We start from the raw sequence: 22,125 nt of genomic DNA, 5'->3' as shown, positions 1-22,125 counted from the left end.
TCTTTCCTCCAAACAATTTGGATTATTTACCGCGTACTTTTTCAACTTCGCTCATCATTTCCTCTACAAGATCTGGTCCGAATTTCTTGGCATATTCGTCCGTCACTGGTTGGATGGCCTTCTTCATTTTTTCTATTTCTTCCGGTTCTACTTCATTGATTTTCATTCCTTCTTCTTTTAGATAATTAAGTGCCTTTTCATTTTCTTTTTGGTTAACTTCCCGTTGATACTTTCCAGCCTCTTGTGCGGACTCACTCATGATTTCTTGTTCTTGTTCTGATAGGTCATCCCAGAACTTTTTACTTACAAGGAATACAAATGGTGTATAAACATGATTTGTAAGACTTAAGTATTCTTGCACTTCATTATATTTTTGCGTTTGAATTGTTGCTAGTGGATTCTCCTGACCATCAACAGTGCCTGTTTCCAGTGCAGTAAATACTTCTGAGAAAGCCATCGGCGATGGATTCGCCCCTAACTTTGAAAATGCATCTAAATGCACTTCATTTTGCATGGTACGAAGTTTAAGCCCTTTGAAATCTTCAGCCGTTTTAACAGGGTGTTTGCTGTTGGTTAAGTTTCGGAAACCATTTTCCCAGTATCCCAAACCTACTAAATCATGTTCCGGTAATTTATCCAAAAGTTTTTTTCCTACTGCACCATCAAGTACTGTATAAGCTTCTTCTTCATTATTAAAGACAAATGGGAAGTCATAAATTCCAAATTCCTTAATCATGCCAACAAGTGGTGAGGTTGAAGGAACAGTTACTTCCTGTAAGCCGCCTTGAAGAGCTTCTGTCATTTTCTGATCATCTCCGAGAGTGGCATCAAAAAAGTTTTGGACTTTCATTTTCCCGCCGCTTTTTTCTTCAACCAGTTCTTTAAATTTCTCCATTCCTTTTCCTTGTGGATGCATTTTACTATTTCCGATCCCTGCTTTGATTGTTCTTTTCTGAATACCGTCAGCCGAAGCGCTTTCATTTTGTCCGCTTCCGCAAGCACTTAATAACAGTACTGCTGGCAATATTACTCCGACCGCCAAACGTTTAAACAAATTATTCATTATCATTTTCCTCCTATAAAATAAGATGAAGATCAGCATACAAACCGAACTAGCAGTTTCATTCCGTTAGGAGGTAAACCATTCTAGAGGAACAAGCACTAAGGAAGGAAACAAAATCAACAAGATCAATACAATTACTTCCACGAGCAAGAAAGGCCAAATCCCCTTCATGATATCTTCCATACTGATTTTACTAATGCCGCACATGACATTTAACACGGTTCCGACTGGTGGTGTAAGTAAACCGATGGCGTTATTCAGGATAAACAGGACACCAAAGTAAACTGGGTCAATACCTGCAGCGACCACCAACGGCATCAATACAGGTGTTAGAATAAGGATTGTCGGCGTCATATCCATAGCAGTTCCAACTACGATGACCAATAGGTTTATCATTATTAATAGAAGGAATGGATGATCCATAAATGGCTCCAGCAATCCAATCACCTGACCAGGTAAATCCGCAACAGTTATCAGCCAGGAGGATACGAGAGCTGCAGCGACCAGAAACATGACAACGCTCGTCATTTTTCCTGCATGTACAAAGACCTCATACAAATCTTTCACTTTCATTTCACGATAGATTACAAGACCGACAAATATTGCATAGACTGCAGCCACCACTGCCGCTTCAGTCGGTGTAAATAAACCGAATTTCAATCCACCAATGATGATGACGGGCAGGAATAGAGCCCAAACACCTTGACGAAGAGAAGTAAGAATTTCTTTTGTTGAAGCTCTAGGGTTAACGGCGACTTTATCTTTTCGTGCAACAATGGCCCAGGTAACCGTAAGTCCAACCGCTAGTAAAACACCTGGAACGATTCCTGCCATGAACAGCTTTGTAATGGACACACCGCTTGCGACACCGAAAATGATAAAACCAATACTTGGCGGTATGATCGGGGCAATGATACCACCTGATGCAATCAAACCACTTGACCGGTTCACATCATAACCGGACTTCACCATCATTGGAATTAATATAGCCCCAAGCGCGGCCGTATCGGCAACAGCAGATCCTGATAAACTCGCAAACAACACACTCGCAATGATCGCAACATAACCAAGGCCTCCCTTGATATGACCCACCAATTTCATTGCCATCTCAACGATACGCCGTGATAAACCGCCCCGATTCATCGCCTCTCCTGCTAGCATAAAGAATGGTATGGCCATTAGAGGGAAGTTATCCGCGCCACTGATTAAATTTTGTGCGATAATTTGACTATCAAAAATACCAAGAAAGTACATAAGCACTACGCTACTAACAAGTAAGGCAAAAGCAATAGGTATTCCAAGTCCCATGGCTCCCAGTAAAGATCCGACGAATACACCTATCATCCCTGCTTCTCCTCCTTAACTATCCTAATATCTGACTCAAATTCATCAGTATGGAGGGAAATTAGCTCTTCAGACTCACTTATCATCACCAATTCTTCGTCTTTAATTTTATTGAAGAAAATCCGATACAAATTGAAAATGATCATGCTTCCCATTGAAACACTTACAAGAATACCTGTCCCATATACAAATGCCAGTGGCATTCCAGTGGCCGGTGCAGCACTATCAATGTTTATCATAGTCATTTTCCAGCTTCCATCCAAGATCAGGATAAGAACGAATAACATCATCAAATCACTAATAACTAGAACCACTTTTTTCATCTTATTCGGGAGCCGTTTAATGACCATGTCTACACCTAAGTGTTCTTTGTTTTTGAAAGCTCCGATGGCGCCGAGGAACGTCAACCAAATAAAGAGATACCTTGACATTTCTTCTGACCAAGTAATCCCTGAATTAAAGAAATAACGGAGGACCACATTACCAAACACGAGTACGACCATTATCGCTAAAGCAGCTGCCATAATAATGTTCAACGAACTTTCCAAGATTCTGGATATTTTATTCACCTATACATCTCCCCCTTTACTAACTAGAGCGCCTGCTTCATTCTGCTTTTATTTTTCCGACGAGCTCCTCCGCCCAGTCATTTTCCTCAAAGGCCTCATCATAAACAGGTTGAGATGCTTTTAACATTTTTTCTGAAAAGTCTTTGTCAGGCGTAGTGAATTTGATTCCATTATCCTTAAGATAAGCTTTGTCATCTTCATAACTTTTTTCCATCAATTCAAACTCATATGCTGCCGACTCCTTTGCTGCTTTTTGAATGATTTTTTGTTGCTCTTTTGTTAGCCCTTTATAGAATTTGCTATTGATAATGTAAATATTGGGGCTGAACATATGCTTGGATTCTAGTACATCACTTTGTACTTCATTCCACCCCGAGGATCTCAGTGTGGCTATGGGATTATCCTGAGCATCTACAACTTTTTGTTCAAGTGCGGTAAAAACTTCTGAAATAGGCAATGGGCTAACGTTTGCCCCCAATGATTCACCTAATTTTATGTAATTCGGGATGTTCGGCATTCTAAGTCGAAGTCCATCAAAATCTTTCATACTCTTAATTGGACGATTACTCGAAAACATCCTAAAACCGTTAGCACTCCATGCGAGCGGTGTCACCCCATGCTTTGGATCAAGCTCTTCTGTCAATTCCTCTCCGATAGGTCCATTCAATACCTTCTTTACATGATCGTAATCCCTGAATAGGAAGGGCCATTCCGGAACACCCATTTTAGGAATGTCCGACTGCATAATTAGCCCTGGAACACCCATTTCGATCGTTCCGTTTCTGACGCCGTCATAAAATTCTTTTTCTGCACCTAATGTACTGTTCGCATAAATCCGAACCTCTAGTTCACCATTACTCTCCTTTTCAACCAATTTTTTAAACTTTTCTTTCAAAGCAATGTTTTGAGGATGATTTTCAGCAAAATAATGTGCCACTTTTATAGTTTTCTTTTCAACTCCAGATCCACTGGTTTTTTCTCCCTCACCTCCACCACATCCTGATAAAAGGAATGTCATCGCAATAGTTAAGCTTGTGGAAAATACAAATAGCTTATTTTTTTTCAATAAAAACCCTCCCCGTTTTTTGTAAGCGTTATCATTTAAGGCTGATCTTTAAAACTTCTACTCACCCTTGTATAAGCAAAAATCAAATCGTTTTATAATATAAAACTTGGTTTTTGTTTTATTCGGAGTGAGGAAAAAACACTTCACTTCTCATTACGTTTCACAAGTTGATTCACTTTTTAAGCCATTACCTTACTAAAATTAACGATTAATTTGTTCTATAATATAAAACTCAGTTTTCGAATTTTACATCTTACGTTGATTATAAGCTCCCATTTTTATTAATGTCAAACCATTTTTTGAATTTTATAACAATTTAACAATTTAACAAATTCTCCATTTCTCTAATTAATATTTACAGTTGAGATTTTTAGAAACAAAACGGGAAAGATAAAAGTCGTTTTTTTCTATATTAGAATATTTATAGGATGGAAAATCAATATGAACCCCTCTTACAACAGATTGAAATCTGAAGGATAAAAACTCCACCCGAGGGTTTTAAAAAGGACTCATTAAATAAATTTAATTATTACCGATATATAACACATGGTAAATATATAACACGGGGAAGGAATAAACAAAGATGAATAAACTCAGTGCGAAAATAGGTTTTGTTCTTTTAACAGGCATGATCATTACATTAATTGGAAGTTTATTATTAATGTATAAAAGTACAAATGATACGGTTGAGAAAACAATCGCTATGAGCAGCTTAGACATAGCAAGCAACATCTCTCAAGGAATAAATCCAACATCTTATGCTGAATTTTTAAGTAATCAATCCGAAACCTCTACATTTAGTTAGGAGTTCTTTAATAACCTCTACATATCCATGTTCCGAAGCAGGGATTAAAGCCGTTGCTCCATAACGGTTGGTTATGGATGGGTCGGCACCTGCCTCAATCGTAAGTTTAACTATATCTAGATAACCTTCAGCACCGGCATACAAGAAGGGGCTATTTTTCATTTCATCCTGAATGTTGACGTCTGCACCTGCTTCAATAAGGATTTTTGCAGACTCTGCATCGTTGTTATAAATCGCAATCATAGTGGCGGTTCGCCCTGCCGAGTCCTGTGTATTAATATCTGCACCTTCCTCAATCAAACTCCTTATTCCTTCCGTTTCTTTTCGTTCTACTGCTTGAATCAGTAATTCATTCATTCCCTTTTCTGACTCCTTTTGCTGATTATTTGGCTCTCTTTCGCTATCTAAGGCACACCCTTGAAGGATGAATAGGCATCCGATGACAATCGTTAGCCGTCTCCACATGAAACACACCATCCTTTCATCTGCCCAAATCGATTTTCCGTCATCTTGATGCACCAAAATGACTTGTGCTATAAATGTGTTTGAGTTTGCATGATTATTTTTCTCCCTTTTATTTTTAGTTCTTTTCTCAATCCGTCTCCATTATATTAGAGCTTAATCTTAAACTCCCTCTAAACAATTTCTTAAAAAATGATTAACTTACTCATAAAGTTTCTTAAGGTTTTATAAAAAAATCCCGTCACCTTCGTGACGGGTCATAAAATATACTATTTAAACATTAAAGCGATACCCCGCTCCCCAAACAGTTTCCAAAAATTTAGGATGTGCAGGATTTCTTTCAATTTTTTCACGTAGTTTCCTGATATGGACAGTGACAGTCGAAACATCCGCAGCTGATTCCAATCCCCAAATATTTTCATAGAGCTGCTCTTTACTTAATACTTGATTAGGATGCATGACAAAAAACACTAAAGTATCGAATTCCTTTGTTGTAAACGGGACCACCTCCCCGTTTATGTGAACCCTGCGTGCTGACTTATCTATTGAAATTCCATGAACATAGATTGAATTAGATTTGGGGTGACTTCCTGATAAACGTTCATAACGCGCTAAGTGCGCTTTCACTCTTGCAACTAGTTCACTTGGACTAAAGGGCTTTGTAATATAATCATCCGCTCCTAGTCCAAGCCCCCGAATTTTATCAATATCTTCCTTTTTCGCAGATACAAGCAAAATCGGGATTTTTTTGACAGCACGTATTTGTTTGCATATCTCAAAGCCATTTAACCCCGGAAGCATGATGTCCAAAATGATTAAATGATAATTTCCTTGAAGGGCCTGTTGGAGACCTGAATCACCAGTATGTTGAATATCGACACTAAAATCACTAATTTCCAAATAGTCCCTTTGCAATTCTGCAATACTGACTTCGTCTTCAATAAGTAATATCTTTTTCACATTTCCTCACCTTTCTTTATGGAAGAGAAAACACTTGTACCTTTTCCTATCTCACTGGTAGCCCAGATATCTCCTCCATGCTCGTCGATAATTTTTTTTGCGATTGCAAGTCCTAAACCACTTCCACCTGTCAGGGAATTCCTAGATTGCTCAGCCCGATAAAAGCGGTTAAAAATATAAGGCAAAGCGGAAGATTCTATTCCATAACCATTATCTGTTACTTGTACAACTACATCATATAGTCCTTCATGCAGAGAAATGGAAATGTGTTTTTCATCTTTATTCATATACTTTACACAATTGCTGATCAGGTTGGCCAATACGCGTTTCAGTTTCTCTCTATCCGCTGACACGTATATCGGTTTATACAGCTGTTGAAGTTCAATTTGGATTCCTTGTTGAAGTAAATCCAGTTGAAGCTCTTCTACGTAGTCTTTCAAATATTTATCCATTCTGATCGTTTCAAAAGTGAATAGTTCCTTTTTCAAATCCAACTTTGAAAATAAAAACAATTCATCTATCAATGAATCCATATCCCTTGCTTTCAGGTATACCGTCGATAAATACTTATCCATTTTCTGCGGGGTGTTCGCTACCCCGTCTTTTATCCCCTCAACATAACCCACAATCGAAGTGATGGGTGTCTTCAAATCATGAGAAATATTGGAAAGAAGTTCTTTGCGATTTTCCTCATACTGAAGCTGGAGGTTTATGGACTCTTTTAACTTTTTTCTCATTTCCTCAAATTCCCTATTCAATTGTCCGATTTCATCATTCGAAGTCGCTTCGATTTCAAAGTTTAAATCTCCTGATTTTATCCGCTCCGCTCCCTCTTTAAGTATTGAGATAGGTTTGATGATGCTTCTTGAAACTAAATAATTTAAAAGTCCAATAATCATTACAAACAATAATAACAATAGGAAGAATAAAATGGGAAATGACTCCCGAATCAGCTCGGCATAGGAACTTGCCTTTCTCATGACAAAAATGCTTCCTTCACTTTTATCCGAAAAATAAAAATCAAACTTCACATAAGTGAAAAAAGAGTCTTTCATTTTGATTGTGTCCCGTGTATTGATGTTCGTTTCTTCGAACATGGGAAGTGATTGAACCAAGCCTAGCTTATCAAGTGCGGGGGACGCATACTCAATGTCATTAACTTTTCTAACGACAATCTCAATATCACCATGTTCAAGCTTCTTCAGCTGCTCTTCGTTCAGAAGCTGTTCAGGGTTATTTTTTGCCAAAAGCTTTAAATCGAGAAACACACTTTCTTCTGCTGCAGTCAAAGGTTTTTGGAGATAAGAGTTTTTATATAGATGCTCTATTGATTTTACATCACCTGTTATTGCAAAAATAAGTAAAAATCCAGCTGCTAAAAATAAAGTGATGGAAATAAGAATTACGCCAACATAGGACAACAGAAACCTCATTTTAATTGACAAATATTTTTCACCCCGTATCGGTCTCTCGTTTTCTCTTTTATAGAAGAGTTCACCGTTTATCTGCGGTTCCTGCATTTCCATGAATAATTTTCTTAGAACTTAAAAAAAAATATCACACAAATCTTAAAATTTTCTAAAATACTTGGAAAAAATCCTATTCTATTTTAGATCTATATTTTTTTATTTGAAAAACTACATGCTAAAATCCGCCTTCCTTACCGCCTACTGTCTGTCAACCTCCCCGCCGCAAACATCTATCGGGGTATCGAATAGCCAATTATTAGGCAGGGGTGACCCATATTTTCTTCAATCCATTGGGTTTTCAGTATTAAACAATTAAAAATCATGCTGTATAACCAAGTCTTTATTTAGTGTACCTGTGGTTTTTTAATTTATGAAAGTTTCAGATGATTTCCGAAATCAGCGCCTTTTCGCCGACTGTTTATCAAGCTTCCTCGACGCAAGCATCTAGCCGGGTCCCGGCTAAGCTTATTTTTTGTTAAAAATTTTTTTAAACACCTTTTATAATAATGATATTATTTATAAATCATCCAAGAATTATATATAGATGCACTTCAGTATTTTCATTAAAAATACGAAATTAATTAGGCGAAACCTTTATCAAGCACACGAAAAAGATCATGAAGGTTTATGAGTTTACTATTTGTCCCGAGTTTGTAAGACATAGAAAAAAGCGAACTTCCCCTTAAGGAAAGTCCGCTTTTTATAAATTTCAAGAAAAGTTCACCTGTTCTTCTTATTAATTTGGCAAGATGATCATTTGGTCATCCAATCTAATATCGTCAATCGACCAAAACCAATTATTTTTCGCATTATGCATTCTCCATTGTAATTTCATAGAAGATGCATCTTCAGGAACCTTAATCGATTTAACTTCATACTTATTCAAAACATGTCCATTTTTATTATCCGAAGCTGCTTTATTGTCATAAACGAGAACTTGTTGTTTTTCCCCATTATCAAAGACAGCAGTTACTTCAGCTGTTTGTGTTCCTTCTTGTTTATAGTGAGAAGCAAATCCTACGAATAGATCTTTTGCACCCTCAACTTTTACAGAAGGGGAAGTTAATGTACTATCAAAAAAGCCTTTTGATGCTGGTGAACCGTTATCATCCCATTCATCAGGATCCGCTACTGCTATAACACCTTGTCCAAGTTCAAATTTGCTACGATCTTGGTCTTCCGCTTTTGTCCAAAATTCCTTTGTTGTGAAGCTCCACCCTTGCCACTCCTCTGTACCAGCTGGCATATTCGAGCTATTTGTAACCGACCATCCGTTAGGAGCTGTATGGCTCCAACCTAGAATGGAACTTGGAATGTTTTCATTCACTGCTGGCTTTAATGCAGAGTCCAATTGGTCAAAACTTTCTCCAAGCATCATGTTGACGAATATATTTATATTCTTGGAACCAATTATTTGGCCTCCCTCGTAAGCAGTAATCGTGAATTGTGAAGAACCGGAACTTTCTTTACTAGGTATAGCTTTTATTGGCAAATTCTTTTCTTCAGATCCTGAAAGCTCATATTCAAGTTCATTGTGCTCCACACTCCACCCTTCAGGTGCATCAACTTTAATTTTTCCTTTTACACTATCATTTCCAAAGTTTTTCATCTTTACTTGGAGTGTAGTCGATTCACCTGTCGTTACCAATGATGGAGAAGCTTGCGCAGAGACCATTTCCAGTGCTTTTGTCTGACCATCAGCCAGTAACACCTTTTTACTGCTATTATTAAATGAATCCAGTGCTTGTACCTTAATTTCATAATCTGTTCCTGGCTTAAGTCCGGTTACAGGGAACTCTAAATTCTTTGGCACAGGATCAAGATAGAATTCAGAAAATGCGGTGAAATCTGCGTCTAGCTCCCCTGATTCCTTGTTTTTGGCCGTTATGTGATAAGAATGTACGAGCACGTTATCTTTCGCCTGGGGAAATGTCACATTTAAACTTCTTAGTGTCGATTTTTCTTTTACAATCGAAGCCTTGTCTTTACCTGCAAAAGACGGTGACAACTGATCTCGGTCGTCTGTATATTTAAATTTATTTTTTTTAGAAGGATTTTTTATTACCCATGGTTTTCCTGTCCAATCGTCTTTATGAAAGTCACGTTTTTTAATGATAACTTCATTATTATATACTTCTACAATCATTCCTTGACTAATATCCCGATATCCTTCTGGATGAAACCCTTGAAGTTTACCCGGTTCTAATTCCAAATAACTCACAGAAGACGTGCCAACAGACGTAAAGTCTTTTTGATGAATCGTTCTCGGGTCCTCAAGTGGATAATGAGAATGGCCTGAAAATGTAATAACCTGTGGATGTTTCTTTAACGTATCATATAAAAGTTCTTTGTTTTCCTGAGTCCCCCACAAGTCACTTCCATATACAGTGTCTTTAATGTGTTGATGAAGAAAAACAAAGATTGGTTGGTCCGGATTCTCTTTTTCTGCTGCAGCTAACTTTTCACCTAGCCAGTTAATTTGATTAACAGAATATAGACCATGCGTATTACCATTTTCTGGACTTAACGAAATAAAATCATATCCATTTACTTTTTTATGATAGTAAAGGGAATCCATTCCTGATTTCTCGAGAAAACGATCTTGTGCTTTTTCAACGGAAAGTCCATTCCAATAATCATGGTTTCCCATTGTAAACATGGATTGGACATCAGCTTGTTTCTTCTCATTATAAATGGAGAAGAACTTATCATATTCAGTAGCGTATCCATAGTCCGTTAAATCCCCAACGACCACAAAAGCATCCTGTTTAGGCGCAGCTTTGTTTAATTGATCCATGGCTGTTCTAAACTTGTTCATATCAGCAGTTGATCCATCATCAATATGTACATCACTGATTACAGGAAAAACGAGCTCCGGTTTACGTTTATTTTCTGAATTTGAAGATTCCGAGAATGCTTGTACACTTGATAAAGAAGTTGTTACTCCTACCGTTACAACTGTCAACATTGCAGCAATTTTATTTTTCGCTTTCAAAATCAATTCCTCCTATTTATCGTTTAGCCACTTACATTATGTAATCATTTTGAAAATAGACAAATATCCTCCTCAATTTATAATTTTTAGGTAATTACCAATTAAAATACTACCTTTGCATTATTAATAAAATATAAGAACAATGTAATTTATATATTAATAAATCAAAAAAAGGCCTATGGCCAGTATTCGTTCCATTAATGGGAATGGAGTACTATTCCTATACTACATAACTATTCGACATGCTGTGTGAATAAAAGTCCAATCACCTATGAAACAGAATATATTTATAAAAACGGTGTGAAAATTGGTTATGTGCAGCTAAAAGGAAGTGCGTATTGTCATACCGCTTGGGGATACCTAAAGTTTTATTCGGCTGCTCCGTATGATTATTATGCAAATGTTTGGGTGGATAGTTTTAATGGCACAACAAAGAGAGCATTTACAAGTTGTGCCAGTTCCGGTGGTAACGGTTGGATCATGAAAGGTCAGACGTTCTGATATACTGCACAATTATGGAATTTAAATCCTTATAATGCTTTGGCCAAAGCAGGTATTTATTCTTCAATTGGTGCTCTCATTATTTCTGCGAACACTGGTCGTTATTAATAGGTTATAAAAGGGGCCCTACAGCAGAAAAAGCTTCTATACAGTCGATTCCCTATTGCTTCAGTTTATTGAAAAAAGGCATTCGGAATGAATTCCGAATGCCCAGACTGTAGACAAACTCGATGAAAATCGAGTTTGTCTATTTTTATGGCCTGTACAATTTAGACGTTGATTTCCACTCCAGGCACTCGCTTTCCGCGGGCGGTCGGGGAGCCTCCTCGGCTTTCGCCTGTGGGGTCTCCCCTAGACGCGCTTTTCCCGCAGGAGTCTCGTACCTTCCGTTCCAATCAACTTTATCTTACCTTTTAGATAGAACACTTTTGCCCGGAGTCATTTTTGTTTTGAAATTGAAGTATTAAAACTTGAGGTGATGAGGATGCTTTCTAAACATGATTCTATTCAGCGAGATCAACTTGAAATGATTACTTTAGATCAACTGGTGCACCGAACCATTTGGTTCGTAAAATGGAGGCTGCCATTAATTTAAAAAAGATGGCCACTTGGACATGGCAAGGTCCTAAAATGGCTTAACATTGTGGCTCGAAGAGCCCAAATCACTTAACTTTTGGTCAAAATTTCAAAGGAATTTCAAAGGAATTTCAAAAGGGGTTCGGAAAGTTTAATCGCATACCATGCTTTTTTGAATCAGCGAAAATACGATTGCAGGTAACTACTTAGTTTGAACCAAGACAATTTCGTCAATAATCGGAATCTCTCTTTTTAATAAAGATAAGAAAGTGTCTTCGATTATATTGTCGATTTCACAAACCGTTATGGCAGCACCATTGATTTTGGAACGTTCATTGGCCATACGTGCTATATTGATCCCTTTTTGATAAAGAATATCCGATAATTCTGCAATAACCCCTTTTTGATCGGAATGACGAATCACAAGTGTTGGCCGTTCTCCTGAAAATTTAAATGGATATTCATCGAATTCCTGAATCTCCACTTTTCCACCGCCTAAAGAGCTGGCCAAAACCTTTACAGTACGTGCGCCCCCTGTCAATTCTACGAGAACGGTATTCGGATGATAGCTTCCAAGCACCCTTTTCGTGAATTCATATTGTAAGCCATTTTCCTCAGCAATTTTTTTTGCATTTGGAATGCCATCATCCATGGTAGATAGCCCAAGAACACCGGCCAATAAAGCTAGGTCTGTACCATGGCCTTGATAGGTTTCGGCAAAAGAGCCCATCAGCGAGAACTTTACATATATTGGATTTTCATTTAAAAGCTGGCGGGCAATATTCCCGATCCGAACAGCCCCGGCTGTATGAGAACTCGAAGGGCCAACCATTACGGGCCCGATGATTTCATACGCACTTTGGTATTTTGCCGGCCCACTGCCCATCAAGCTTTAGTAAATCATTATCATACGTTACTTTTATGTAATAAGATGGTAAGTAAGGTTTTTAACTCTTAGAGTAAGAAAAAGCAGCTCCCCGCTTATTGAATTAAGGCAGTTAGAACAATAAAGGATGAGCCAAAACAGTCACATAAAAGCATGTGATATAAATTTTCATAACCAGTGTTTTGGATATTGTCTTGTTTGAAATAAATTATTATATATCATCGATATAAAAACTAATAATAAAGTGCCTATTACAATTGAAGTCAGGAATCCCCAACCAGCTTGAGAATTGATCGAAACAAGGGCACTAGCTGCTGCGGGCGGGTGAACAGTTTTTGTAAAAGTCATTATAATTAATACAATTGCCAATACGAGACCGATAATGAATAAGCTTTTACCAAAGATGCTCCAAATGATAAGAGCTATTGTTGTAGAGATAATATGTCCTCCAATAACATTACGGGGTTGTGACAAGAGACTTTTATGCGCACCAAAAACAATGACACAGCTCGCCCCAAGAGGAGCTAATGCCATCGGATACCCTAAATAGACAGCTATAAAACTAATAATGATTATAGCAATGAGCCCACCCATAGCTGAAACAAAGGAATCGATATAATCAATTCTATCCTTTTCCCTAGCTTCACCCTTCATTTTCTTTAAATATGCTGTTAGAGCTATGTTTTGTTGATTGCTCCAACTTTTTTCAACACTTTTTTCGAATTCCATAATTTCTATTTTCCTCACGTTTTCTAAGTAATCGACAAGTCACAGGTTTTTTATATATTGTTATCTTACAGGAAAACAATGAATTTTTAAATATATATCTGAATATTCATTTATTGATTCCCGTAAAACAGTTATCATCCCCCACTTTTTTGTCTGTGAACCTTTCAATATTCATTGGCATACCATTAAGGATTTACAGTAAAAGAGAGTATAGATTAGTATCAAATGAAACATCATTTTGGTACATATAATTTCTTAATATCCCTTCCTTTTTGAAACCTAAATTGATCAACAATTTGTTGGATGCTTTATTTTCAATAAAAACAATTGCTCCAATACGCGTTAGTTCAAGCTCTTTAAAACCATAAGAAATCACTTTACTGACAGCTTCTGTTGCATAACCATTACCCCAATAATTCGGAAAAAGTGCATAGCTCAGTTCTGCTCTTTTATGTTCATGAGACCATTCTTGAAATCCAATCGTTCCAATAATGCCCTCCTTTCCTTTCCATTCAATTCCCCATTTAATTCCATGTTTTTCTTCGTAACTCTTTGAAAAATTCCTAATGATTTGCTTCACCTGATCTGTATTTGTTAATGGAGTTTGCCCATAATATCTTAATACATCTGGATTGGAAAAACATTTTAAAAGATCTGCTGCATCACCTTCAACCAATTCTCTCAAGACCAACCGCTTTGTTTCTAAAATCGGAAACATTTTTTCACTCCCTTTGCTATAATTAGATCTATATCGTACCAGCGGCGCACCTCAATAACACCCGTACCCAATACTTCCTAAACCGCCTGCCTTATAATTTAGAACACACCCTTATCTTTTTAAGGGCTTCGTTGTTTTACCCATCAGGATTCCTCATTATGTTCCATAGTTATTACGACATTTCCCTTCTTGTGTCCTTTCTCAACATACCTATGGGCTTGAACTAATTCTTCAAACGCATAACATCTGTCAATGATCACTTTTAACTTCCCTGCTTCAACAAGCTCCTTGAGGAAGTTTAGAGCTTCGGGAGTTTCTGGTGAATTTTGACTCAATATCAGCTTCTTGCCGGTTGTCAATTTAGTCCATAGCATTCGAACACCAGGTACCGGTACAGTGACATTTAGATAGGTTCCGTCCTTCTTCAACGATTTCATACAAGCTGAAAACGTACTCTTGTTTACCGCTTCAAAGATAACATCATAGGTCTCACCATCTCTGGAAAAATCCTCTAAAGTGTAATCGATGACCTTATCGGCTCCAAGAGATTTTACCAATTCTACATTCGCGGTACTGCAAACCCCTGTAACTTTTGCTCCGAAATACTTGGCAATTTGTACTGCATAACTTCCTACACTCCCTGAAGCACCATAGACAAGAACCTTTTGACCACTCTGAACGTTAGCTTTTCTAAGATAAAACAATGCTGTACGTGCCCCGATTGGAATGGCTGCGGCTTCCTCAAAAGATAAATTATTAGGTTTTATGGAAACGGGCCCGTCTTCACGCAAGCACTTATACTCGGCATAAGCACCATAACTCGCTTGGGAAGCGGCAAAAATCTGGTCACCTGCTTTAAACAGCTTGACATCTTTGCCCACTGACTCAACTTCTCCAGATAACTCCAAGCCCAATATGGTTTTCTTGGGACGTCTTAATCCCATAATAAACCGAGCTGGCAGCCAAACAGAGAGGGGAACTGTAAAGCTCCGTGACCGAATATCCCCCATTGTTACCGTTGCCGCTTTTACTTTTATCAGTATTTCATTCTCGTTAGGATCCGGTTTTTCTACCTCTTTCAAATGAAGAACGTCAGGGGGACCGTACTTGGTGTACACGATTGCTTTCATTAATCCTCCTCCAATTCGTTATATTCACTTAAAATTTACTAACCTTCAATAACTGTACTTGAACTATCCTGCTCCATTCGTTGAATAAAGAATACCGAATTGTCGAAATGGAAAATGATTATTCCGGATACATACTCTCCAAAAGCTATCAACTTTTGAATAATCTCTTTAAACGCGTTCACATTAGCTTACTCGCCTTCATTTATCTTCATGCCTCTAATAAGAACTCAGCCACCTTAGGTCGAGTTAACTAAAAAGTCGCGATAAGTACCTCCCTGAGCATTTCCTGGCTTAATCCCATACATATTAATCTATCTTCATCTTTTGTATGGGGAGTTCTAACATTTTCCGCAGGAGAAACTGTGTTCTAAGAATATGGTTTTATTCCTATTTTCAGCGGATCGAACTGGCTAAAGATTTCTTCGGCATCATATGCCTAATAATCGGCTCACCCCCATCATCTCGACTTACATGTATTTAATGAAGTTTTACTCCAATTTATATTTCCATTTCAATTCCTATTATTATAAGAAAAAATCCATTCGTTTCTGAATGGATTTTAATCAATCGCTTGCTCCCTGATGCTTAAAATTAAAATGTAATGGCCCTCGTACTTGCTATCAATCTACAACAGTTTTGGATTGATTTTGATCTAAAACCCAAGAATATATAAGCCTCTCTGTCCATTAAGCATTTATATGATGTTCAGCATATACTATTAGTCTGAATATCGATACATAAAGTTCATTATGCTTTTAATTGTCTTACCCTACACGATTATACTTTCATGATTTAGATTCAATAAAAGCAGCAGCTCCCGCAACAGCAAAGACCAATAGGAGTGGAAAAGCGGCAGGTAAATAATAATAAATAAGTACAGTAATGACGGAACACCAAAACCCTACACACCAATAGCAACTTAAAAGCGAACCTATGAAATAACGAAGCCCCGATCCTTTTATTTCAATGATTTCCTCCAGTTGTCCAGAGGCATTTTCTTGGATGGTGGCAGTCAAAAAAGGTTTTCTGATGAATGAAGTGATATCGTCAAATACAATTAAATGAGTTAACCGGAAGGTAGCCAATATTAAAATAAAAAAATCAAGCCATTCAATAGCCAACACCTATTCACCTCCTAATCTTTCTTTTAAGATTTTATGATTAGAATTTTGATTATATAAATATACATTTATACATTCATAATATTTTATTAGCCCATTTTCTAAGAAAAATGTACCCATAAAAAGATATCCCCATAGTATGTTAATGTGTTCAAAACCTGATACTGAAGGGAAAGATGTTTGATGAAAAAAAGGAACGTCAAATCTATTCAGGGCCGACAAGTGGTACCGAACCCCATCGGACCTGAATGTATTCGTGTTACAAAAGTATATGACTGGGTTGTTCTAACAAATCGTGATCGCAATAAAGTTCAAATACCTGAGGAATGCTTTGCAGCAATTGAAGATGCACGTCATGAAGGTAACACTATAACAGCTACTTGTTCGGAAGTAGTTGGTACACGAAGCTGTGATTTTATCGGAGCCACTCCAGCTAACATTCCTAGTGTCCCAGGTGCCCAAATTGTTTCCCTTGCCTTCCATGTCCATATCCGCGTTCAATTCTTTTGCAATGGAGAACCACTACCAGGTTGTAATTTCGTAGTGCCTGTTAGTTTCATGGATGAAGTAATCCTATGTTTCCCAGAGGGAACAGAAATCAACTGTAATATTTTCGATGTTCAATGTACAGTTGTTTTAAATCAAATGCTTGGAGATATGGTTGTACTTGATGTGACCATGTGTAAAGATGTTCAAGTTGAGGCTGAAGTTAAGCTTGAGGTCGAGGCTAAGTTCTGTGGACCGCGTCCTGTCATTCCAATTGAAGAAGAAGGCTTCGTGTGCCCAACACCACGATTCCCGCAACAATGCCCAACCTTCTTCCCGACATTGAACTGCGACTGTCAAGGTTCAGCAGACTTTACTGGCGAAGCATCCATCCTTGTATTTGAGGACGGTCTAGGTGGTCCAACAACAGGAAACTTAGATTTGACTGCCTTGGTTTGCGACCAATGTACCCTTGCTGGTAGCAGGATTCAAGTTACCTACATTGATACATTAGGACCTACCCCTACTCCAACTGGAACACCTGATGCAGATATTGACCAAAGCTTCACGTTTACAGCCAATGATTTTGCTCAGCCTACATGTGCTACAAATGCTGCTGGAGTTGTAACTGGGCTTACTGCAACTGGCACCGGTGTTATAACACCTGCCGGAGGTGCACCAGAAAACGCAACATTCACACTAACTCTTGGTGATATTGATCCACTAGGAGATACTGCTACACTTGTAATAACTGGTGCAACTACAAGTGTTACTATTGCTCTGACAGAAGTAGCTAACCCAGGTTTAGAGGTTGAAGTAGGAGATTGCGATCGTTTCCCTGTATAATACTAAAAACCCGAGGGATATTAATCTCTCGGTTTTTTTTTGTAAAGTAAGTCTAATTCCATCATTTACTTCAACACTTAATAAATGTATCCCGCATTTTAGGCCACCCATTTATTAATTATTAGGTTACATATAGATTCATGTTTTCATATTTATAGAGCATACCTATAAAAGGAGAGAAAAAAATGGCATCTGATAAGCTAAGACGTAAAGTAAGAAGAAAATTAGGAATGCCTAACCCGCAGCCCGCTCAACAACATCAACAATTCACTCCCTCAGCCCTCCAGGTTCGGCCAGTACGGGCAAAAGGTTGTTGTGGAAAAAACAAATGATCAAGGTGTAATATCCGGTACTTTTTACATGACCAATCATGTTAGGCAAAAATTGATTTCTCATTGTAAACGAGAACTTCCTTATGAAGCCTGTGGACTGCTTTCAGGGGGAAATGGGATTGCAGAAACAATTTGGCCAATGGAAAATGTAAATAGGAGCTCCTTTTCCTTCTCGATGGATTTAGATCAAATGCGTCATGTATTTGAACTTATCGATAGGAGGAATGAAGATTTTATCGGTATCTACCATTCCCACCCAACAGATAGTGCTTATCCGTCTGAAGGAGATATTACTTTAAATAACTACCCAGAGGTAGGTCACCTTATTATTTCGTTTGCAAACTCGACCCCTGAATTAAAATGTTTCCAACTAACAGGAAAAAAAGTCTTTCCGATACAATTAAAATTCGTAAACTGAATTTAGTGAATAAGATACTCGCACCTCTTCCTTTATGAATTCAAGGTTGAATTTGCGAGTATTATTTTTTCTTTATTTCCCTACAATGTTAAATTAATTTTTGTTTTCCAATTTAGGAAATCTGATCATTCCACTTTTTTACTAAGTCGGAAAGTTTATATTCTTCTCCATCAAGAATCATATCAAGGGCATGCCCGAAATCAATGGCAACCTTCTGGGTCAATTTTGCAATTCTTGGAGCTAAAATGGTTGCCGGGATCCCAGCGGAAATTAATGCTATTTCCCACTCCTGATTAGACTGGAGCTCATTTTGTACTCTAATTAACTCGTCATATCCATTTAAACCTATACTGCCAGTAATTTGTACGCCTTGTTCTTTAAAGACGTTTTCTGCTTCTTTTGAACGGCGTCCAACAAGGAATACCTTCTTATTACTCAGCCATGACCATAATATCCCCTCTTCCAAGAGGCTCTGCATGATCCAAGCACAACATACTTTTGAAGGCATGAACTTAAGTTGTTCAAGTACAGTTCGTGTTTGTTTTGCCCAAGGATCCAGCCGCCAAGGAGCTATCAACCCAGCAATATCGGCATCCCGCAATGACCTGACCAACTCCCTCCTGATTATCTCTGGTACATTGGATACGCCCGCATAAGATTCATACCGTTTAAATTCCTGTACAAGTAATTCATTGGCTGGATAGCTTAAATAGCTTATTTCACCGATTCCAAAACGAGCAAGGGAAAAGCCTCTATTCTGTTTTATCGCTTGGTCCAATAATTTTATCACTTTCCTATTATCTAATAAGTATTTCTCAAAGTGATAATTTCCTTCAATCACCCCACTCCCACCCCCGGTTTCCTATGCCATTAAATCTATCACCTTATTGTTTCTTCGTTAATAATAAGGAAATTTGATTGCTTGAACTGATTTCCAGATCTTGTTCTTTAAAAAATACAAAAGCCTCTACACGAATATTGCTGTTTTCTTCAGGTTGAAGGACGCTTATTTGTAAGTTAGTTAAAGATTCTGTTTGCCTAGGGTTTATATGTTTAGATTGAATTGGACATATCCAGGTTTCACCCTTCTCCATTTCTTCAAACCAATCCTCATTCATATATTGCCAACCTTTTGTTTCTTCATTTTTCATGACCCCCAAAGTTTCGGCAACATTGGGCGGCAATATTTGCCCAGATATTTTTATACTTTCTGAAGGTCTGGAACGCAGACAGATAACTGGATTCCGCAAAACCTCCGTACCTATATTTTTAATATGAAGATTTCCAATAAGCTTGATTTTGTTACGTTCTTCAAGTTTTTCAATAAAAATATGATAATCTAAAAACACTTCTGCTTCTTTTCTTTTAGTAATAGTTGGTTTCTTTAATAAAAACTTTTTCTTTTCTGGTAAACTTTTTTCTTTTTGCATGGCAGGCTCTAAATTTATCCCAGTTTTTTCAGAACGAATAAACAAGTTTGAGAAAATTTCAATTGGAACTAATGACAAAACAGATAAAGGTGAGCTTTCGTGAAATCTAGCCAATATTCCTATAGTTATGGACATCGCATATTTCTCACCAAGTTTCCCCCAAAAATCTTCATCCGTAAAAACAGGATACATAATCTGTATATTAATAAAAGGGTTATTTGCGTTTCTGACTACCTCATTAGATTTAAATTTTGTTCCAGTCCTTTTACATTCATATTGAAAAATATCCAATAACTTTTTATTAGCAGATTTTGAATTATGAACTAATTCAAGAATGGGCTCTTTTATTCCTGGAATTTCAAAGAGTGAAAAGTATACATGAAAATCAGCCCTTTCTGATTCATTCTTTTCATCCATAATAATCACCTTTGCCCCGCAGGCAGATAGGAATGTTTGAATATACTCCAACACCTTCCTTTCTAGAAGGTGCTTTCTAAAGGTGTTATATTTAACATCATAGTCGGATGAAATGACAATCCTTTTACCATGCAATGCAGAACATAATTGTACTTTCTGATTTTCAGTATCTGGCTGCACTTCAAAACCCAATTCCCTAAAAAGATAAGTAAATGCCGGGAGAGACTCATAGGGGATGGTTCCTGCCCCCTTATCTCCCACTTCTACTTTAATGTCCATTTATGTATCCCCCTTTTTGTTAATCCTGGTAGCAGCTTTACTATTTAATAGGATTAATTAATACCGTACGGCTCTTTTCCCACAACCCTTATATCACCCAATATTTATAATATGTAAGAGGAATGAAGAAATGATAAAGAATACACTCGGCAAACTCTAATTCCTTGTGTAATTTTGTGTATACCATATTAAAAGGAAATGTAGTGCCTCCATCCATGTAAATGAATTTTATGAGGGGAATCAAAAGGTGATAAATATAATCACCTTTTTGAAATACGGTACATATAACTATTATGGAATCATTTATAAAGGGATCAGTATTTGATTAAAACCAGTCACATGAATATTGAAAAATTGAAATCAAAGATTTTTCGGTCAAGATGATCATTTTATGAGGAGGAATTTTCTTTTGTTTACCATTACTCTACAATGATTTGGATGTCGCAGTGTTCCTAATCATGAAGCAACACCAACACTCTGACGAACGGTACTCCACACCCATAAAAATCTTGATAAACATCTCCGCATAGGAACTTCTTGGTCATTTACAGTCGCTCAATCTCAACCTGTCTAATTGATTCCTTATTAGTAATGGCTGGAGATTGCGCCTGTTCACACGTGATCAAAAATAAGGAGTGGTTATTTTGTACACAGATGATGAAAAAGCCAATGAAATTCAAAAAAGTAAATTGAATAAAATAACTCCAGTTCAACTTCAGCAAATGATCATTCATCTTAGATCTGAACTTTCCCTATACAAATCAAAAGTTAATGAATACGAAGTCGATTATAGTAAAAAGAAAATAAGAAAACTAATAAAACACAATGAAGAAATGATAAATGAACAAAGAACATATCAAGATCTAATTAATCGGAAGGAACATGAAAGGAAGAGTGCAGAAACCAAGGTTCAGAAGTTGGAAGAAGAAATTAAGAAATATAAGGCTGAACTACAGTACTTTAAAGAATCCAAATCAAACGACGAAAAGAAAAATAACGACATAAAAACTCTTGGAGATAAGAATAAATTATTACAAAGTGAAATTGCTTCTCTTCAAAAGAAAGTTAAAGATTATGAGTCTGCTCAAAAACAATATGTTAAAAATGAGGAATATAAAAGCCACGATGGTTTTCAAAAAATGGCGGATGGGCTTACAGAGGTGGAATCCCTTCTTGCCCCAGTCAATAAAAAAATAACTAACTTAGATGTACAAAGCATAAATTTAGAGATTGAGAAATTAGTTGAGAAAGTTATGTTTTATTTTCACGAGCAAAATATTTTCAAAAATGAAATTCAAGAGTTAAGAGGAACCATTCAATCTCTCAACGAAAAAGAAATGAATTATAAAAATGAAATGAATCAGCTTACTAAAACCATTGATCTTTTATACGATCAAGAAAAGCAATATAAAGTGGAGATGAATCATTTAGAAAAAGCACTTTCAGATAAGGAAGAGCATCATAAAAAAGATATAAAAAAATATAAGAAAGAAATTGATCATTACATTTCAAAGATTAGCCAA

18 protein-coding genes and 1 pseudogene are annotated in these 22,125 nt (G+C 37.1%); 4 read left to right on the top strand and 15 right to left on the bottom strand.

Annotated features, from left to right (window positions below):
• Positions 1–22: 22 nt before the first annotated feature.
• From AC2YHV_RS19950 to AC2YHV_RS19935, 4 genes are read right to left on the bottom strand one after another with little or no spacing between them, the layout of a single operon-like run.
• Positions 23–1,069 (bottom strand): TRAP transporter substrate-binding protein, encoded by a 1,047-nt coding sequence (locus tag AC2YHV_RS19950; protein WP_487373908.1) that lies wholly within the window; start codon positions 1,067–1,069, stop codon positions 23–25.
• 60 nt (positions 1,070–1,129) lie between these two features.
• Positions 1,130–2,407, bottom strand: a complete 1,278-nt coding sequence (locus tag AC2YHV_RS19945; RefSeq protein ID WP_098185428.1) for a TRAP transporter large permease — start codon at positions 2,405–2,407, stop codon at positions 1,130–1,132.
• A complete protein-coding gene (locus AC2YHV_RS19940; protein WP_487373907.1) occupies positions 2,404–2,976 on the bottom strand; it encodes a TRAP transporter small permease in 573 nt (190 codons plus the stop codon). The genes AC2YHV_RS19945 and AC2YHV_RS19940 overlap by 4 nt, the downstream gene beginning before the upstream one ends.
• A gap of 37 nt (positions 2,977–3,013) precedes the next feature.
• Positions 3,014–4,042, bottom strand: a complete 1,029-nt coding sequence (locus AC2YHV_RS19935; protein ID WP_487373906.1) for a TRAP transporter substrate-binding protein — start codon at positions 4,040–4,042, stop codon at positions 3,014–3,016.
• 583 nt (positions 4,043–4,625) lie between these two features.
• On the opposite strand from AC2YHV_RS19935, the gene AC2YHV_RS19930 reads away from it, so the two are divergent.
• Positions 4,626–4,847 (top strand): hypothetical protein, encoded by a 222-nt coding sequence (locus AC2YHV_RS19930; protein WP_487373905.1) that lies wholly within the window; start codon positions 4,626–4,628, stop codon positions 4,845–4,847.
• Here AC2YHV_RS19930 and AC2YHV_RS19925 read toward each other — a convergent pair.
• From AC2YHV_RS19925 to AC2YHV_RS19885, 9 genes and pseudogenes are all read right to left on the bottom strand, one after another.
• Positions 4,839–5,312, bottom strand: a pseudogene (locus AC2YHV_RS19925) (ankyrin repeat domain-containing protein); the annotation flags it as partial. The gene AC2YHV_RS19930 and the pseudogene AC2YHV_RS19925 sit on opposite strands and share 9 nt — an antisense overlap.
• Positions 5,313–5,582: 270 nt before the next feature.
• The gene (locus AC2YHV_RS19920) at positions 5,583–6,269 is read right to left on the bottom strand and encodes a response regulator transcription factor (protein ID WP_487373904.1); all 687 of its coding nucleotides are present in this window, start codon (positions 6,267–6,269) and stop codon (positions 5,583–5,585) included.
• The gene (locus AC2YHV_RS19915; protein ID WP_487373903.1) at positions 6,266–7,714 is read right to left on the bottom strand and encodes a sensor histidine kinase; all 1,449 of its coding nucleotides are present in this window, start codon (positions 7,712–7,714) and stop codon (positions 6,266–6,268) included. Before AC2YHV_RS19915 ends, AC2YHV_RS19920 begins: the two co-directional genes overlap by 4 nt.
• Before the next feature lie 760 nt (positions 7,715–8,474).
• On the bottom strand, positions 8,475–10,733 hold the full coding sequence (locus AC2YHV_RS19910) for a metallophosphoesterase (protein WP_487373902.1): 2,259 nt from the start codon (positions 10,731–10,733) through the stop codon (positions 8,475–8,477).
• 1,279 nt (positions 10,734–12,012) lie between these two features.
• On the bottom strand, positions 12,013–12,696 hold the full coding sequence (gene sdaAB, locus AC2YHV_RS19905) for an L-serine ammonia-lyase, iron-sulfur-dependent subunit beta (protein ID WP_487373975.1): 684 nt from the start codon (positions 12,694–12,696) through the stop codon (positions 12,013–12,015).
• Between the two features lie 168 nt (positions 12,697–12,864).
• Complete coding sequence (locus AC2YHV_RS19900) at positions 12,865–13,425, bottom strand: HPP family protein (RefSeq protein ID WP_057277470.1); 561 nt, start codon at positions 13,423–13,425, stop codon at positions 12,865–12,867.
• 193 nt (positions 13,426–13,618) lie between these two features.
• Positions 13,619–14,143: a GNAT family N-acetyltransferase gene (locus AC2YHV_RS19895; RefSeq protein WP_063576070.1), complete on the bottom strand. Its 525-nt coding sequence runs from the start codon at positions 14,141–14,143 to the stop codon at positions 13,619–13,621.
• Between the two features lie 143 nt (positions 14,144–14,286).
• A complete protein-coding gene (locus AC2YHV_RS19890; RefSeq protein ID WP_063576069.1) occupies positions 14,287–15,273 on the bottom strand; it encodes an NAD(P)-dependent alcohol dehydrogenase in 987 nt (328 codons plus the stop codon).
• Positions 15,274–16,058: 785 nt separating this feature from the next.
• Positions 16,059–16,397: a DUF1360 domain-containing protein gene (locus AC2YHV_RS19885; RefSeq protein ID WP_063576068.1), complete on the bottom strand. Its 339-nt coding sequence runs from the start codon at positions 16,395–16,397 to the stop codon at positions 16,059–16,061.
• Positions 16,398–16,616: 219 nt separating this feature from the next.
• On the opposite strand from AC2YHV_RS19885, the gene AC2YHV_RS19880 reads away from it, so the two are divergent.
• The gene (locus AC2YHV_RS19880) at positions 16,617–17,726 is read left to right on the top strand and encodes a BMQ_0737 family morphogenetic spore coat protein (protein ID WP_413022207.1); all 1,110 of its coding nucleotides are present in this window, start codon (positions 16,617–16,619) and stop codon (positions 17,724–17,726) included.
• Positions 17,727–18,041: 315 nt separating this feature from the next.
• Positions 18,042–18,476: a M67 family metallopeptidase gene (locus AC2YHV_RS19875; protein ID WP_487373901.1), complete on the top strand. Its 435-nt coding sequence runs from the start codon at positions 18,042–18,044 to the stop codon at positions 18,474–18,476.
• A 112-nt stretch (positions 18,477–18,588) separates the two neighbouring features.
• On the opposite strand, the gene AC2YHV_RS19870 is transcribed toward AC2YHV_RS19875, so the two are convergent.
• Together AC2YHV_RS19870 and AC2YHV_RS19865 are read right to left on the bottom strand one after the other, a co-directional pair.
• Positions 18,589–19,317, bottom strand: a complete 729-nt coding sequence (locus AC2YHV_RS19870) for a GT-D fold domain-containing protein (RefSeq protein WP_487373900.1) — start codon at positions 19,315–19,317, stop codon at positions 18,589–18,591.
• 43 nt (positions 19,318–19,360) lie between these two features.
• Complete coding sequence (locus AC2YHV_RS19865; protein WP_487373899.1) at positions 19,361–20,602, bottom strand: hypothetical protein; 1,242 nt, start codon at positions 20,600–20,602, stop codon at positions 19,361–19,363.
• 644 nt (positions 20,603–21,246) lie between these two features.
• On the opposite strand from AC2YHV_RS19865, the gene AC2YHV_RS19860 reads away from it, so the two are divergent.
• The coding region (locus tag AC2YHV_RS19860) for a hypothetical protein (protein ID WP_487373898.1) at positions 21,247–22,125 on the top strand (879 nt) is incomplete at its 3' end.

The organism is Peribacillus sp. SRI_006 (assembly GCF_057586375.1).
Note: the sequence above shows the minus strand (reverse complement) of the source record. Positions and strands in the feature narration are given on the sequence as shown.

What these genes read in the sequence shown, in the direction of transcription:
- AC2YHV_RS19950 (WP_487373908.1), bottom strand. Translation starts at nt 1,069, where the DNA reads ATGATAATGAATAATTTGTTTAAACGTTTGGCGGTCGGAGTAATATTG.
- AC2YHV_RS19945 (WP_098185428.1), bottom strand. Translation starts at nt 2,407, where the DNA reads ATGATAGGTGTATTCGTCGGATCTTTACTGGGAGCCATGGGACTTGGA.
- AC2YHV_RS19930 (WP_487373905.1), top strand. Translation starts at nt 4,626, where the DNA reads ATGAATAAACTCAGTGCGAAAATAGGTTTTGTTCTTTTAACAGGCATG.
- sdaAB (WP_487373975.1), bottom strand. Translation starts at nt 12,696, where the DNA reads ATGGGCAGTGGGCCGGCAAAATACCAAAGTGCGTATGAAATCATCGGG.
- AC2YHV_RS19900 (WP_057277470.1), bottom strand. Translation starts at nt 13,425, where the DNA reads ATGGAATTCGAAAAAAGTGTTGAAAAAAGTTGGAGCAATCAACAAAAC.
- AC2YHV_RS19895 (WP_063576070.1), bottom strand. Translation starts at nt 14,143, where the DNA reads ATGTTTCCGATTTTAGAAACAAAGCGGTTGGTCTTGAGAGAATTGGTT.
- AC2YHV_RS19890 (WP_063576069.1), bottom strand. Translation starts at nt 15,273, where the DNA reads ATGAAAGCAATCGTGTACACCAAGTACGGTCCCCCTGACGTTCTTCAT.
- AC2YHV_RS19865 (WP_487373899.1), bottom strand. Translation starts at nt 20,602, where the DNA reads ATGGACATTAAAGTAGAAGTGGGAGATAAGGGGGCAGGAACCATCCCC.